15 protein-coding genes are annotated in these 14,370 nt (G+C 62.4%); 9 read left to right on the top strand and 6 right to left on the bottom strand.

Annotated elements, in window-relative coordinates; translation table 11 throughout:
- Positions 1–12: 12 nt before the first annotated feature.
- The 5 genes from JXQ94_RS04935 to JXQ94_RS04915 are packed head-to-tail and all read left to right on the top strand — an operon-like array spanning position 13 to position 5,374.
- Entirely contained in the window at positions 13–1,242 is a 1,230-nt protein-coding gene (locus JXQ94_RS04935) for an acyl-CoA dehydrogenase family protein (protein ID WP_421922700.1), read from the top strand.
- Positions 1,243–1,244: 2 nt separating this feature from the next.
- On the top strand, positions 1,245–2,957 hold the full coding sequence (locus JXQ94_RS04930; RefSeq protein ID WP_421922699.1) for a class I adenylate-forming enzyme family protein: 1,713 nt from the start codon (positions 1,245–1,247) through the stop codon (positions 2,955–2,957).
- Positions 2,957–3,418, top strand: coding sequence for a MaoC family dehydratase (locus JXQ94_RS04925; RefSeq protein WP_421922698.1), 462 nt, complete (start codon positions 2,957–2,959; stop codon positions 3,416–3,418). Before JXQ94_RS04930 ends, JXQ94_RS04925 begins: the two co-directional genes overlap by 1 nt.
- A 34-nt stretch (positions 3,419–3,452) precedes the next feature.
- Positions 3,453–4,373: an SDR family NAD(P)-dependent oxidoreductase gene (locus JXQ94_RS04920; RefSeq protein ID WP_421922697.1), complete on the top strand. Its 921-nt coding sequence runs from the start codon at positions 3,453–3,455 to the stop codon at positions 4,371–4,373.
- A 26-nt stretch (positions 4,374–4,399) separates the two neighbouring features.
- On the top strand, positions 4,400–5,374 hold the full coding sequence (locus JXQ94_RS04915) for an NADPH:quinone oxidoreductase family protein (RefSeq protein WP_421922696.1): 975 nt from the start codon (positions 4,400–4,402) through the stop codon (positions 5,372–5,374).
- A gap of 84 nt (positions 5,375–5,458) precedes the next feature.
- On the opposite strand, the gene JXQ94_RS04910 is transcribed toward JXQ94_RS04915, so the two are convergent.
- Positions 5,459–5,761 (bottom strand): DUF805 domain-containing protein, encoded by a 303-nt coding sequence (locus tag JXQ94_RS04910; RefSeq protein WP_421922850.1) that lies wholly within the window; start codon positions 5,759–5,761, stop codon positions 5,459–5,461.
- Between the two features lie 156 nt (positions 5,762–5,917).
- Positions 5,918–6,643 carry a DUF4328 domain-containing protein gene (locus tag JXQ94_RS04905; RefSeq protein WP_421922695.1) on the bottom strand — a complete coding sequence of 242 codons (726 nt, stop codon included), beginning with the start codon at positions 6,641–6,643 and terminating at the stop codon, positions 5,918–5,920.
- 169 nt (positions 6,644–6,812) lie between these two features.
- Here JXQ94_RS04905 and JXQ94_RS04900 point away from each other — a divergent pair, with 169 nt between their 5' ends.
- Together JXQ94_RS04900 and JXQ94_RS04895 are read left to right on the top strand one after the other, a co-directional pair.
- Positions 6,813–8,183 (top strand): M28 family metallopeptidase, encoded by a 1,371-nt coding sequence (locus JXQ94_RS04900; protein WP_421922694.1) that lies wholly within the window; start codon positions 6,813–6,815, stop codon positions 8,181–8,183.
- 95 nt (positions 8,184–8,278) lie between these two features.
- The gene (locus JXQ94_RS04895; RefSeq protein ID WP_421922693.1) at positions 8,279–8,833 is read left to right on the top strand and encodes a hypothetical protein; all 555 of its coding nucleotides are present in this window, start codon (positions 8,279–8,281) and stop codon (positions 8,831–8,833) included.
- Between the two features lie 37 nt (positions 8,834–8,870).
- Here JXQ94_RS04895 and JXQ94_RS04890 read toward each other — a convergent pair whose 3' ends face one another.
- Both JXQ94_RS04890 and JXQ94_RS04885 read right to left on the bottom strand, forming a co-directional pair.
- On the bottom strand, positions 8,871–9,185 hold the full coding sequence (locus tag JXQ94_RS04890) for a hypothetical protein (RefSeq protein ID WP_421922692.1): 315 nt from the start codon (positions 9,183–9,185) through the stop codon (positions 8,871–8,873).
- Positions 9,186–9,479: 294 nt separating this feature from the next.
- Positions 9,480–9,947, bottom strand: a complete 468-nt coding sequence (locus tag JXQ94_RS04885) for a winged helix-turn-helix transcriptional regulator (protein WP_421922691.1) — start codon at positions 9,945–9,947, stop codon at positions 9,480–9,482.
- 283 nt (positions 9,948–10,230) lie between these two features.
- On the opposite strand from JXQ94_RS04885, the gene JXQ94_RS04880 reads away from it, so the two are divergent.
- Together JXQ94_RS04880 and JXQ94_RS04875 are read left to right on the top strand one after the other, a co-directional pair.
- Positions 10,231–11,169, top strand: a complete 939-nt coding sequence (locus tag JXQ94_RS04880; protein WP_421922689.1) for a bile acid:sodium symporter family protein — start codon at positions 10,231–10,233, stop codon at positions 11,167–11,169.
- Between the two features lie 12 nt (positions 11,170–11,181).
- Positions 11,182–12,954 carry an N-acyl-D-amino-acid deacylase family protein gene (locus JXQ94_RS04875; protein WP_421922688.1) on the top strand — a complete coding sequence of 591 codons (1,773 nt, stop codon included), beginning with the start codon at positions 11,182–11,184 and terminating at the stop codon, positions 12,952–12,954.
- A gap of 61 nt (positions 12,955–13,015) precedes the next feature.
- Here the strand turns inward: JXQ94_RS04875 and JXQ94_RS04870 are convergent, their stop codons facing one another.
- Entirely contained in the window at positions 13,016–13,363 is a 348-nt protein-coding gene (locus JXQ94_RS04870; RefSeq protein WP_421922687.1) for a DUF6481 family protein, read from the bottom strand.
- Between the two features lie 241 nt (positions 13,364–13,604).
- Positions 13,605–14,363 (bottom strand): SDR family NAD(P)-dependent oxidoreductase, encoded by a 759-nt coding sequence (locus JXQ94_RS04865; protein WP_421922686.1) that lies wholly within the window; start codon positions 14,361–14,363, stop codon positions 13,605–13,607.
- Positions 14,364–14,370 lie beyond the last annotated feature (7 nt).

The following is a 14,370-nucleotide window of genomic DNA, read 5'->3' as shown; positions in this document are numbered from 1 at the left end:
AAGGGGAGAGACATGGATCTCGGTGTTTCAGAGCGGGTCAAACCGCTCATTGAGCAGGTTCGCGCCATGGTGCGTGACGTCGTCATGCCGCTGGAGGCAGAGTATCACGCCGAGATCGGCAAGAGCGGCGACCGGTTTGCCTTCACCGACCGCCAGACCGAGATCCTGGAAAGCCTCAAGGCGGAGGCCCGCAAGCGCGGCCTGTGGAATTTCTGGCTCACCGGGTCGGACCGCGGCTATGGCCTGTCGACGGTCGAATATGCCTTCCTCGCGGAAGAGATGGGCTGGTCACACCTGGCCGCCGAAACGTTCAACTGCTCCGCGCCGGATACCGGCAATATGGAAGTCATCGAGCGCTACGGAAATGCCGAGCAGAAGAAGAAATATCTCGAGCCGCTGCTCGAGGGCAAAATGCGCTCGGCCTATCTGATGACCGAGCCGGACGTCGCATCCTCGGACGCCACCAATATCGCCTTTTCCGCTGTCGAGGACGGCGATGAATGGGTGCTCAATGGCGAGAAATACTGGGCGTCCGGTGCCGGTGATCCCCGCTGCGCCGTCTATGTCCTGATGACCCGGACCGAGGGGGATGACGCCCCGCGTCATGGTCGTCACTCGCAATTCCTCATTCCGTCCGACCTTCCGGGCATCGAAATCCTGCGCCCGATGACCGTCTTCGGTCATGATGACGCGCCTCACGGCCACATGCATATCCGTTTCACCGATGTGCGTGTGCCCAAGGATTGTCTCATCCTCGGCCGCGGTCGCGGCTTCGAGATTTCCCAGGGACGTCTCGGGCCGGGCCGTATCCATCACTGCATGCGGGCGATTGGTCAGGCCGAGCGGGCCCTCGAACTGATGTGCCGTCGCTCTTTGACGCGGACCGCTTTCGGAAAGCCCCTGGCCAAGTTGGGTGCCAATTATGACATCATTGCCGAGCGCCGCATGGCGATCGAGCAGGCCCGGCTTCTTTGTCTGAAAGCGGCGTGGATGATGGATCAGGGCGATCCGCGCGCCGCTGCGCCGTGGATCTCGCAGATCAAGGTTGTCGCGCCGCGCGTGGCGCTGGAAACGGTGGACGAGGCGATGCAGATGCATGGCGGAACCGGCGTCTCCCAGGACACGCCGCTGGCGGCCATGTGGACCGGTCTTCGCACGCTGCGCTTTGCCGATGGTCCCGATGCCGTGCACCGCATGGTCATCGGTCGCAAGGAACTCAAGCCATACGCCAATGAGGTCTGAGCATGGCCGAGCGTAAACCAGCCCCGCCGCGGGCCCTTCTCGAGCAGATCGCCCGCCAGGTCACCGAGGCGGAAGAGGTGCTCAATGTCGCCGAGACGGACGTTTTGGGCGTGCGTCAGAAAGCCTATGTCAACGCGCCAGCCGATCTGCGCTTTCTTTTGCTCAAGGCAATGGAGCATGGCGACAAGACTGCGGTCGTCTTCGAGGACCAGCGCTGGTCCTTCGCCGATCTGGCAGCGCGTTCGGTTGCGGTCGCCAATGCGCTGATTGACCATCATCGGGTCAGGCCGGGCACACGTGTGGCGCTGGCGATGCGCAATTGCCCGGAATGGATGGCGTGCTTCCTCGGCGTCATCGCGGCGGGCGGTGTCATCGTGCCGCTCAATGGCTGGTGGACGAGCGAGGAAATGGCTTTCGGCCTGGAGGATTGCGGCGCCAAGATCGTGATCGCCGGAGCGCGCCAGATCGAGCGTATTCGTCCGCATGCCGGTCGCCTTGGCCTGACGCTCATCTCCGGGCGCGACGAGATCGACGGGGTCGCTGACACCTTTGATCGCATGGTCGCCGCCGGCGCCGGCAAGGCTCCGCCGGAACTGGTCATCGAGACCGATAGCGATTTCGCGATTTTCTACACATCGGGCTCGACTGGGAAACCAAAGGGCGCTGTCCTGACCCATCGCGGGGCGGTGACGACTATCCTGTCCTTTGCCCTTCTGGGTGCAGCGCTCAAACTTGCCAATGGCAATGATGAATTCGTTGATGGCGATCCCGGTGTTCTGGTCTGTCTGCCGCTCTTTCATTGTACCGGATCGCACGCCGTCTTCATGCTGTCGGTCTTCGCCGGACGCAAGATGGCGCTGATGCGTAAATGGGATGCCGGCGATGCGGTCGATCTCATCCAGGCGGAGAAGCTGACCGACATGGTGGGCGTGCCAACGATGTCGCATGAGCTGACCCTGGAGGCCGAGCGTCGGGGCGAGGTCCTGGAGACGCTGCAGTCCATGGGAACGGGAGGCGCCAAGCGCCCCGAGGCGCATGTCGAGAAGATCAATGACGTGTTCCCGCAGGCCTGGTCCTCCTCGGGCTATGGCCTGACTGAAACCAATGCGCTGGGTACGTATAACGGATTGGCCGAGTATCAGGCCAAGCCCGGCTCCTGCGGCGCGCCACTGCCGGCCGTCACCTTCATCAAGACGGTCGATGAAAATGGCGAGGAAACACCGACCGGCGAGCCGGGCGAGGTGTGGATCCGGTCGCCCGGCGTTTTCCGGGGCTATCTCAACCAGCCCGAAGCCACCGCTGACGTGCTGACCGAGGATCGCTGGTTCAAGACCGGGGATGTCGGCATCATTGACGAGGACGGCTTTCTTTTCATCGTCGATCGGATCAAGGACATGCTCCTGCGCGGTGGCGAGAATATCAGCTGTCTGGAAGTGGAGGGCGCTCTGGCCCACCATCCCGATATTCTCGAAGCTGCGGTTATCGGCATTCCTGATGAGCGACTTGGCGAACGCGTCGGTGCGGCGATCTTGCTGCGCGACGGGGCGAGCCTGTCCGATGAAGACCTCAAGGCCTTCCTCAAACCGCATCTGGCGCCATTCAAGATTCCCGAGCAGGTCTGGCGGATGGACCAGGCCTTGCCACGTGGTGGAACCAGCAAGATCGACAAGCCGGGTCTTCGCAAAATGCTTTTGAAAGATGGGGAGACGGGCTGATGCCGATACTGAGCAAGGACGAAATTGCGGCTGCGGTCGGGACCGTGATCGGTGTGTCCGACTGGACCGAGATCAGCCAGGATCAGATCAACACTTTTGCCGATGTCACGGATGATCATCAATTCATCCATATCGATCCCGAGCGTGCCGCCAAGGAAACGCCTTTTGGTGGCACAATCGCACACGGTTTTCTGACCCTGTCCATGCTGTCCTCGATGGCGGCAGGCACGACGGTCGTCATCGACGGCATTGTCATGGGGATCAATTACGGCTTCGAGAAAGTCCGCTTCCTGACACCCGTACGGGCCGGAAAGCGTGTTCGTGGTCGCTTCACGCTGGCCGATGCGGTGGAACGCAATCCGGGCCAGTGGATGCTCAAATATGAGGTGATGGTTGAGATCGAGGGCGAGGACAAGCCGGCGCTGATGGCGCAATGGCTTACCCTCCAGGTCCTCGGCTGACCGGACCGCAAATCAAGCAAGGAATTGAGACGTTATGAGTGAACTTCGTTTCGACGGCCGCGTCGCTATTGTCACCGGATCCGGTCAGGGCCTGGGTCGGACCCATGCGCTGGCGCTGGCATCGCGGGGCGCCAAGCTGGTCATCAATGATCTGGGTGGCTCGCTGGACGGCACCGGGTCGGGTTCGGCCGCGGAAGATGTCGCCGCGGAAATCCGGGACGCTGGCGGGGAGGCGATCTCCCATCGGGCCAATGTCACCAGGGCCGATGAAGTCGCCGACATGGTCAAGCAAGCCATGGACAAATGGGGCCGGGTCGACATCCTGGTCAATAATGCCGGCATTTTGCGCGACAAGTCCTTCGCCAAGATGGAGCTGGATGATTTCCGCGCCGTGGTCGATGTCCACCTGAACGGGTCGGCGGTTTGCACCAAGGCCGTCTGGGACATCATGCGCGAGCAGGAGTATGGCCGCATCGCCATGACCACCTCATCCTCGGGCATGTATGGCAATTTCGGGCAGTCCAATTACGGCGCCGCCAAGTTCGGTCTGGTCGGGCTGATGAACACGCTCCATCTGGAAGGCGCGAAGTATAATATTCGTGTGAACGCCCTCTCGCCGACCGCTGCGACGCGCATGACGGAAGGCCTTCTTCCGCCGGCTGCGCTGGATCTGATGACCCCGGAATCAGTGTCCACGGGTCTTGTCTATCTGGTCAGTGAAGACGGACCGAGCCGCACGATCCTGTGCGCCGGAGCGGGCGGCTATGCCGTCACCAAGATTCACGAGACCGACGGCATTTACCTGCCACCAGAACAGCAGACGCCGGAGAATGTCGCAGCACGTTTTGCGGAAATCGCCGATGAGGCGGGCCAGAAAGAGTTGAAGGCCGGTGGCGAGCAGACGATCAAATTCCTCACCAAGGCAGCGGCCCATGCGGGCGTGAAACTGGGCTGACCCCCACAACAGGAGACGCCAAAATCATGAAAGCGCTTATCTGCAAGGAATTCGGTCCCGAGGACCAGCTCGTCGTCGAGACCATCGAGGCCCCGGCCATCCAGCCGGGTCATGTCCGTATCGATGTGAAGGCTGGAGGGCTGAATTTCCCTGACCTGCTCTGTGTGCGCGGGCAATACCAGTTCAAGCCGCCGCTTCCTTTCGTGCCGGGCACGGAGGGCGCGGGTGTGATCGCCGAGCTGGGCGAGGGCGTCGACACGCTCGCGGTCGGCGACAAGGTTCTGTTCAACACGCCCGTTGGGGCCTTTGCCGAACAGGCAGTGGTTCCGGCTGCAGCGGTGACGCCAATCCCGGATTCCATGCCCTATGACGCGGCGGCCGGTCTGACGATTGTCTATGGCACCTCCTACCATGCGCTCAAGCAGCGCGCCTTGCTCAAGCCGGGTGAGAGCCTGCTTGTGCTGGGTGCCGCCGGCGGTGTCGGATTGGCCACGGTCGAGCTGGGCAAGGCGATGGGTGCCAAAGTGATTGCTGCGGCCTCGAGTGATGAGAAGCTGGCAGTCTGCAAGGAACATGGCGCCGATGAGCTGATCAATTACTCGACCGAGGACCTCAAGGCCCGGATCAAGGAATTGACCGGCGGCAAGGGTGTCGACGTGATCTATGACCCGGTCGGTGGCGACTACGCCGAAACGGCCTTCCGCGGCATCGCGCCTGGCGGCCGTCACCTGGTGATCGGCTTTGCCGCCGGCGACATCCCCAAACTCCCGCTCAATCTGCCGCTTTTGAAAATGGCCAGCGTTGTCGGCGTGTTCTGGGGCGCCTGGGCCGGGTCCGTGCCGGGGGGGCACAAACAGAACATGGACGAGCTGTTCGAGATGTTCGAAGCCGGCAAGATCAAGCCGCACGTCGCCGGGACCTACAAGCTCGAGGATTTCCTGGAGGGCTTCAATGCCCTGTCCGGTCGCAAGGCGATCGGCAAGGTCATCCTTGTGCCCTGACTGGGTTAAATGCCTGAACCGGGATGCAAGAAGGGCGCGACCAGCTGGTCGCGCCCTTTTCATGCTCGACCGCGCTTCGCGGGATCAGGCAACGACGTCGCCCAAGACAACTTCCTTGGGGTCACCCCCATACTGGTTTTCGCCCGGCGGGCCGGGCAACAGCATCATGACGAAAAGGATCAGTCCACCGATAGAGGGGATGGGGCCCAGCAGGTAGAGCCAGCCTGTCTTGTCACTGTCGTGCAGGCGCCGCACCGTGACAGCGATGGCCGGGAGCAATGCTCCGATTGCCCCGACAGCGATCAGGATCGCCGAAACCGTGGCCCCGGTATCGCTCGTGTCAGGCGAGGTGGCGACCATCGGAATAATCAGCACAAAGGTGAGCAGGATCCAGGCGAGCCAACACTACCCATACTCGGCGCGGCGGGCGCGTCCGTTGAAGTTGCATAGAATTCGAAAAGGCTTCTGACAGCGTCAATCATATTCATCGGGGGCCGCCGGTACGCGGATGTCGGGTGTTTCTGGTCGTCTGGCGTGGCCGGATCAGGCGAAGATTTCGGCCGGCTGGACCAACTGCAATTCCTTCAGCTGGCCAGCCAGGCGCAGGAGGAAGAAGGCGGACAAGCCTACAATGACGGCCAGGGCGCTGCCGTAGAGCTGATAGCTGACATAGGCGTCCACCGAGCCGGGGCTGAGCATGAAGTCGATCTGGCTCGCCGGGAAAAGGCGATCCCCAAGACCGACCAACGAGCCGACGACCCAGAACCCCCACCACAGAGGAATGAGCGGGGTTGTCGGGCCTTCTCCGCCGGGATGGAGCGCGTGCCAGACCTCCACCATGCCATTGACCGGCTTGTAGAGGCTGGCGATCGGCACAATGTGCCAGAGCCAATAGCCGTGCGGGCTCATCTTGACCTGGTCAGGATAGCGCAGGCGCGCATTGTAAATCGATCGCGCCATGAAACAGGCATAGGCGATCGCGCAGCCGAAATAGCTGACGAGGAAGGCGATGCTGGTGCCGACCTGACCATAATCGACGATATGGGCCTGGGTGAGGAGAAAGGCGTCCGGCGCGTCGGTTGCAAACAGCGCCGGAACCACGACAGCAGCATGAAGGTTGGACGCGATCATTGCTCCGCTCGTGATCAGGAATGCGACGAACAGGATACGGAACCATGTCCAGCGGGCGGCGATCGGTCTGGCGACTTTGGCGTCAGTCTCAACCGTCCCGGAAGCCGTTTCCGGCCCTCCAGAAAATTCATCAACCACAACGACTCCCCCACGACGCAACTGAAGGTAGATTATACAAATCGCGGCGCACCCAACCAGTCGAAAAGGCGCGGGGCGGGCATTCCTTTCCACAGGTTCTACGCTTGACCACGCGAGCCGTCGGCTCATCATCTAGCCCAGCTAGTACCCAATCCCGGGGGAGGGACATATGAAACTCGTTACCGCAGTCGCCCTGTCGGCATTGATTGCCGCTCCAGCCCTGGCCCAGGAGCATGCGCCGCCGGCGGAAGTCCTCGCCGTCCATGACTATGTCGCCGCAGTGTCAGCCGATCGGATCGAGGCAGACATCCGCACGCTGGCCGAATTCGGCACGCGCCACACCCTGTCCGAAACGGAGAGTGACACGCGCGGAATCGGCGCGGCCCGGCGCTGGATCTTTGACGAGTTCGAGCGAATCTCTGCGGACTGTGGTGGCTGCCTGGAGGTGATGTATATCTCGGACACGATTTCCGGGGCCAGGCGTATTCCCGAGCCGACGGAGGTCGTGTCCGTGATCGCCATCCAGCGAGGGCGTATCGATCCCGATCGCTATGTTGTGGTGTCCGGCGATATCGACAGCCGGGTCACCGATCCGCTCGACGGCACATCGGACAGTCCGGGGGCCAATGACAATGCGTCCGGCATGGCCGGCGCCATCGAGGCCGCGCGCGTGCTCAGCCAGCACGAGTTTGACGGTTCCATCATCTATGCCGGCCTGTCCGGTGAGGAGCAGGGCCTGTTCGGCGGTCAGATCGTGGCCGCCCACGCCATCGAGAATGGTTGGCGGATCAAGGGCGTGCTCAATAACGACATGATCGGCAATATCGCCGGCATCAATGGCGTCATCAACAACACCACGGCGCGTGTTTTCTCCGAAGGCACGCGGGCCGTTGAAACGCCGGATGAAGCCACGGACCGCCGATTCCGGGGTGGAGAAGTCGACAGTGCGTCGCGCAATCTGGCCCGTTTCGTTGACCGCACGGCTGACCAGTACATCCCCAATCTCGATGTGATGATGGTCTATCGGCTCGACCGTTTCGCCCGTGGCGGTCATCACCGCCCCTTCAATGCCGTCGGTTATCCCGCTGTCCGGATCATGGAGACCAATGAGCATTATGATCGCCAGCATCAGGATCTGCGTGCCGAAGACGGCCGTCCTTACGGTGACACGATTGACGGCGTCGATTTCGACCATGCTGCGCGTCTGACCGCGCTCAACGTAGCAGTTCTGGCCCAGATGGCCGGGGCTCCGCCATTCCCCTCCGAAGTCAGTATTGAGGGCGCGGTTCAGCCATCGACAACGCTCAGCTGGAACATGGCCGAGGGCGTGGGCGCGGAGAACCTGTCCGGTTATCGCATTTATTGGCGCCTGACCGACCAGCCGCAATGGCAGTGGAGCCGCTTCGTCGGTCGGACCGACAGCTACACGCTGGAGAATGTCGTGATCGACAATTATTTCTTCGGCGTCTCGGCGGTTGCGCTGGACGGGTCCGAAACGCCGGTGGTCTTCCCGGGGGCTGCGGGCTCATTCGGCAATTAGATTGGGCCATTCGTCCCAGCAGCGGCGCGCACCGGTGGTATGCGTCGCTGCGCGGGGCCACACTCCCACGCATCTGAACCAACAGGATGCGGATCATGATCAAGACATTGCTGGCCAGTGCAACGCTCGCTTTCGCCTCGGGGGGCGCTTGGGGTTGGGATGATGATTCGGGGTCGCAGGCCGCGAGGATGACGCCGTCACTGGCCGATCGACTCGCCCCCGAGCTTGGTCGGTTTGCTGTCATCAATCGGGTTGTGAGCGGTCCCGGCGAGATGGCCGAGCTTCATTTTACCGTCGACACCCGGCCGGCCCTGGGCGGGCAAGGGGTTCGCACAGTCTGGCGCGACGCGGAGGACGGCGCCTTCTTCGGTGAACTGACCCGCATCCTGGACCCGGAAACCGGGGAAGTTGTGCAACACTGGTTTGCGGCGGCACGCGGCGAGTGGGCGGTCACGCGTCAGGCCGTGCGCTTCCTGGCGGACGGGCATGGGTCAGAGTTTACCGGTGAAGATGGCTTCGGCGCGTTCGACGCGCGCACGCGGACCACCCATAATGCCGACGGGAGTTATGGCTGGACGATCGAGCGGCGCTATCCCGGTACGGAGTGGTTCCTGGTCGATCGCGGCGAAGCCGTGCCCGTGGAGGATTGACGGACGGGGCAGGGCCCGCCCGTCTGCACCCGTCAGCCTAGTCGCGCGTCACAATGGTGTAGGTCACCGTTTCACCGGTGGCGGCATTGACACCGGACCAGCTGGCGCCGACTGCCTCGGCCTCACCGAGCGGCGCGCACCCGCCTTCGCCCGTGCTGCGTTCGAAGCAAAGTTCATTGCCATCAACCCACCAGGTGCCGGAAATTCCGATATTCGTGGTGTAGGTCCCGTCAGCATTGAAATAGGTGGTGTAGCTGCCCTGAGCCGTGGAAACTTCCAGCGCATTGGCGACAAGCGTGTCGACCGGCGAGGCTTGCAGCGCGGTGGCGAGAAGAAGTGAACTGATCAGCATGATGTATTCCCCTGGTCGGTGCGGTTGATTGATTGCGGCAGGATCGCCGTTTCCAGCACTCGGTATGACCATAGGCGGCGAATTCGCCTGTCTCAATACATGTGTCCGAGAATTTCGCGTGAAAGGGGATGCTGGCAGCGCCGTCAGGAACGCAGACGGGCTCGTAGTCGGGCTCGCCGACGGGCGCTGCACCGCGCTGAGGCTCGCACAGCTACAGTCACCGTCAGCGATTGGGTCGCCGTCAGATCCGGAAACGGGGGTCAGGCGTGTGCTGACCGGGTCTGCCCCAAGGGGCTAGCCGGCTTCGCGAATGGAAGGTCCGCGCGGGTCACGCCCGGCGATGTCCCGATGGGTGACTTCCTCGCCGCTCTGATTGGCCACACTCATCGGTGCGAGCTGTTCGCCGGTCCGGGCGTCATAGACTTCCAGCGGAAGCCCGTCATCGCCATACACCCATTTGTCGCCCCATTGCTGCATCGCCATGAGGATGGGGAAAAGCGCCTCGCCGCGCTCGGTCAGGACATATTCCTGACGCTGTCCACGGACACCGACTTCCTCGCGTGCCATGATGCCGTTCTCGACCAGCTTGTTGAGTCGGTCAGTCAGGATGTTTTTGGCAATGCCGGTGCTCTCGTGAAAATCACTGAACCGGCGCGCGCCCTTCATGGCGTCCCGCACGATCAGGAGCGTCCACCAATCGCCCACCTGATTCAAAGTCTGCGCGATCGCGCACGACATTTCATCAAAACGTTTCCGACCCATTCCCGGTCCCCCAAAAACCTGGCCGCTGCCCGTGCGGCGTGCTCATACAAAAAATCCAAACCAATCGCTCCAACCGGCCCCCACGGCCAGATGTTGTGCGATCAATCCTTACGCGCAAGGGTGTGGAACGGTGTCCACGGCGCACGTAAATGTCCGATCACAGGATACAGGCTGAGATGAATTTGGCGACCCCTCATGTTGACATGACAACTGGTTAGCCGGCCTCTGAGGCGGTGTTTCGACTTTTGGTTAATCTGACAAGTTATTGACAGGGCAGGAATTTATGGACGTCGCCGCGATAGACCAATTACAGGTAATAGTTGATGACCAGTCGCGGCTGGGGATTGCTTTCATTCTCTTTGTGATGATGTTCTCGGTCGCCTTGTCGCTGAGGCTGACGGATTTTGTCCTTGTACGCCGTCAGCCTTTGCGGGTGCTTGGTGGCGTCGCGGCCCAATTGATCGGTTTGCCGCTTCTGACCCTGGGGCTGATCCTGCTGATCTCACCGCCGGCGAGCATTGCCCTCGGCATGCTGGTCGTCGCCAGCTGCCCGGGCGGCAATATCTCCAATGTGTTGACGCGCGCGGCCGGTGGAAACACGGCCTATTCGGTGACTTTGACGGCGATATCGAGCGTCTCCGCGGCGGTGATGACGCCGGTCTCGATTCTGCTCTGGTCGAGCTTGTACCCGCCCGTTGATGCGCTTGTTGAGGCGTTGCACGTCGATCCCCTGCCTTTCTTTGCCCAGACCGCAGTCCTTCTGGCGGTGCCCCTGGCGCTCGGCATGGCGCTCAATGCCTGGAAACCTGCCATGGCAGAGCGCATGAGTCGTGTTCTCGGCCCGGTGGGCCTGGCCTGCATAGCGCTTCTGGTCCTGGTCGGTATCGTCCAGAACTGGCCGGTTTTCCTGGCAGCCGGAGCGGTCGTTATCCCGATCGTCATTCTTCACAACAGTGCGGCTTTCGGACTTGGCTGGCTGAGCGGCCGCGCCATGGGGATGGAGGGCGCCCGGCGACGGTCCCTGACCTTCGAGGTCGGGATCCAGAATGCCGGCCTTGGCCTGGTCATCCTGCTCAGCCAGTTCGACGGCGTCGGCGGCGCTGCCGCCATTATCGGGGTCTGGAGTATCTGGCACCTGATCGGTGGCTCGCTGCTCGCGGGCTTGTTCCGCTGGTCCGATTCGCGGAAACTCGGGGCAAACGCCAAAGAGCGTGAAACCTGACGGGAGGCATCGATGTACGATCTCAAGATTACGGGCGGCGAAATCCATGACGGGACGGGCGGTGAAGCGGTTCACGCCGACATCGCCATCAAGGACGGGCGGATCGCCGCGATTGGCACAGATCTCGGTCCGGCCGAGCGCACGCTGGAGGCCGGCGGCAAGCTGGTCACGCCGGGTTTCATCGACATTCACACCCATTATGACGGCCAGGCCAGCTGGGACGGTCAGCTTCGGCCTTCGATCGATCATGGCGTCACCACTGCCGTGATGGGCAATTGCGGGGTCGGCTTTGCGCCGGTGCGCGAGGCCGATCACGACAAGCTGATCAAGTTGATGGAAGGCGTCGAGGACATTCCCGGTACGGCCCTGCATGAGGGGCTGACCTGGGACTGGGAGAGCTTCCCGGATTATCTTGATGCACTGGCGAAGATCCCGCGGACCATCGATATCGCGGCCATGGTCCCGCATGACCCGCTGCGCGTTTACGTGATGGGTGATCGGGCTGTTCATTCCGAGCCGGCCAATGATGCCGATATCGCCGAGATGCGCCGCCTGACCCGCGAGGCGCTCGAGGCCGGCGCGGTCGGTTTCGCGACCGGGCGTTCGGATGTCCACAAGACCGCCGATGGCGAATGGACGCCGTCTTCGGAGTCCACGCGTGAGGAATTGACCGGAATCGCCCAGGCCTTTGACGGCCTTGATTTCGGGGTCGTGCAGGCCGTGTCGGACTTCAATCTGGAACGGGGTGAACAGGATTTCGACGATGAGTGGAGCATCATTGCCGACTATGCAAAGGCGTCCGGCCGGCCATTCTCCTTCTCGCTCATGCAGCGCGATTTCGCGCCGGACCAGTGGCTCAAGCTGATTGCCCGAACCGAGAAGCTGAAGGATGAGGGCGTTGATGCGCGCATGCAGGTCGCCCCGCGCGCGATTGGTGTCTTCCTTGGCTTCAATTGCACCTTCCATCCCTTCATGGGCTATCCCAGCTACAAGACGATCGCGGACCTGCCACTGGCCGATCGCGTCGCGCGGATGATGGCACCGGACTTCAAGGCGCAGATCCTGTCAGAGACGACAGACAAGCTGTCTGGGCCCGGCTCGTCAGTTCCGCCACTGGCCGACATGCTGATGGAGCATATCGAGTTCGTGGCCGAGAAATTCTTCCAGCTCGGCAATCCGCCGGATTACGAACAATCAGGCGAGAATTCCCTTGCGGCGCGGGCCCGGGAGAAAGGCGTCTCCCTGATGGAGATGATCTATGACACCTTGCTGGAGCGCGACGGCCATGAGCTGATCTATTTGCCGCTCTATAACTATACCGAGCTCAATTACGACAATGTGCTCAAGATGATGGAACATCCTCAGGCGCTTTATGGCCTGTCCGATGGCGGGGCGCATGTGGGCACGGTCTGCGATGCCTCGATGCCGACCTATCTGCTCACCCACTGGACCCGCGACCGCAAACGTGGCCGCAAGCTGGACCTGCCCCGCGTGGTTCGCATGCTGACCGGCGCCCAGGCCGACTATATGGGCATGAATGATCGCGGATATTTGCGTGAGGGGCTGAAGGCCGACCTCAACATCATCGATCTCGACCGCCTGCAGATGGAGCCGCCCCACATGGAGCGCGATCTGCCCGCCGGCGGTCAGCGCCTGCTGCAGGGCGCCACGGGCTACACGGCGACTATTGTGGCCGGCGAGGTGGTGATGGAAGAGGGCAGGCTCACCGGCGCCATGCCGGGCACGGTTTACCGCGCGGGCCAGCAGGCGCTGGCGGCGGAGTAGAAAGTCGGGGCATGGACCGCGGGTCCATGCCCTGATCCCACGACTTATGTCAGCGCGATCCTTAGCGTTTGCGTGCTTTGCGGGCGGCGTAGCGCTGGTCGCGTTCGGCTTTCTTGGCGGCGGCTTCTGCGACGAGCGCGTCGGCGGCGGCTTTTTCGGCGACGAGGGCGGCGGCTTCGGCTTCAGCCTGTTCGGCGAGCTTGCGGGCCTCGGCTTCGGCCTTCACGCGTTCGCGTTCAATACGACGCGCTTCGCGAGCCTTTGCGGCGGCCACGCGCTCTGCGCGCTTGGCGGCGCGCTGCGGATCGTCGAGGGCTGGCTTGGCCTTGAATTTTTCCAGAAGCTTTTTCTTGGCTTCAGCTGCGTTCTTATTTCGGTCGGCGAAGCTCGGATTTGCGTAGTTTTTCAAACTATTGTCTTCCTTGAGACTGTGAAGCGCCAGCCCGGCGGGCTGCCTGCAATGACGCTCGGGGCCCTTACTGCCTGCGCGAACCCGCACACACAACCCCGCACGGTCTCATATTCGATAGGCTTGCGCTCTTTCGGTTCAGGACCGGACCCGGTGAAGGCCTGTCCTCGGGAGGACATATTGGCAGTCCGAGCCGTCCTGCGGGGCATGCGGGATGGGCGTGATCGCGGGTGCGACAATGCTAGCGCACATAGCTCGCACCATTGATATCAATGCAGCTGCCGGTGGCGCTGCGGCAGGCGCCGGAGGCGAGGAAGGCGCACATGGCCGCGATCTCGTCTGGCTGGGCGAGGTCGCCGATCGGGATTTCTGCCTTCGCACGGGCGCGATCTGCTTCATGCTGCGGCCCCATGCGCGTATCGATCCAGCCGGGAGCCAGGGCATAGGCATAGACATGGTCACCGCCCCATTGCCGGGCGATGGTCTTGGTCAGTGAGAGCAGGGCCCCCTTGGACGCACCATAGGCCATGTGTTCGCGGTCTTCCCCACGATAACCGGCCCGGCTTGCAATATTGACGATCGAACCGCCACCGGACGCCACCATTTCCGGGATTGCAGCCCGGCAGATATCGGCCACCGCCATCAGATTGACCTGCAGCGTGGTCGCCCAATTGCGCTCCCAGTCGGCATCCGACGAGTCGAGCGGGCTGGCCCAGTGGATGCCGGCATTGTTGATGATGATGTCCAGACGACCGGACGCCATGTGCAGGGCGGCGTCATAGAGATCACGCCCAGCCCCGGGTTGTGACAGGTCGGCCTGGATTGCGCCGAGCGCCGCCGGGCCGATGGCTTGGACGGCCTGGTCTGCGTCCGCCATGTTCTGATTTCCGTGCAACACGACTTCAGCACCCTGGGCGGCAAACATGTGCGCGGCGGCGAGGCCGACGCCATGGCTGGAGCCGGTGATCAGGGCACGCTTGCCCGCGAGTTGTCCGGTCATGAAACCC

This window comes from Maricaulis maris, assembly GCF_049116555.1.
In the GTDB taxonomy this organism is placed as follows: domain Bacteria; phylum Pseudomonadota; class Alphaproteobacteria; order Caulobacterales; family Maricaulaceae; genus Maricaulis; species Maricaulis maris_C.
Note: the sequence above shows the minus strand (reverse complement) of the source record. Positions and strands in the feature narration are given on the sequence as shown.

Coding starts and splice junctions, on each gene's coding strand:
- JXQ94_RS04935 (WP_421922700.1), top strand. CDS start 13: ATGGATCTCGGTGTTTCAGAGCGGGTCAAACCGCTCATTGAGCAGGTT.
- JXQ94_RS04930 (WP_421922699.1), top strand. CDS start 1,245: ATGGCCGAGCGTAAACCAGCCCCGCCGCGGGCCCTTCTCGAGCAGATC.
- JXQ94_RS04925 (WP_421922698.1), top strand. CDS start 2,957: ATGCCGATACTGAGCAAGGACGAAATTGCGGCTGCGGTCGGGACCGTG.
- JXQ94_RS04920 (WP_421922697.1), top strand. CDS start 3,453: ATGAGTGAACTTCGTTTCGACGGCCGCGTCGCTATTGTCACCGGATCC.
- JXQ94_RS04915 (WP_421922696.1), top strand. CDS start 4,400: ATGAAAGCGCTTATCTGCAAGGAATTCGGTCCCGAGGACCAGCTCGTC.
- JXQ94_RS04900 (WP_421922694.1), top strand. CDS start 6,813: ATGAAACTCGTTACCGCAGTCGCCCTGTCGGCATTGATTGCCGCTCCA.
- JXQ94_RS04895 (WP_421922693.1), top strand. CDS start 8,279: ATGATCAAGACATTGCTGGCCAGTGCAACGCTCGCTTTCGCCTCGGGG.
- JXQ94_RS04890 (WP_421922692.1), bottom strand. CDS start 9,185: ATGCTGATCAGTTCACTTCTTCTCGCCACCGCGCTGCAAGCCTCGCCG.
- JXQ94_RS04885 (WP_421922691.1), bottom strand. CDS start 9,947: ATGGGTCGGAAACGTTTTGATGAAATGTCGTGCGCGATCGCGCAGACT.
- JXQ94_RS04880 (WP_421922689.1), top strand. CDS start 10,231: ATGGACGTCGCCGCGATAGACCAATTACAGGTAATAGTTGATGACCAG.
- JXQ94_RS04875 (WP_421922688.1), top strand. CDS start 11,182: ATGTACGATCTCAAGATTACGGGCGGCGAAATCCATGACGGGACGGGC.
- JXQ94_RS04865 (WP_421922686.1), bottom strand. CDS start 14,363: ATGACCGGACAACTCGCGGGCAAGCGTGCCCTGATCACCGGCTCCAGC.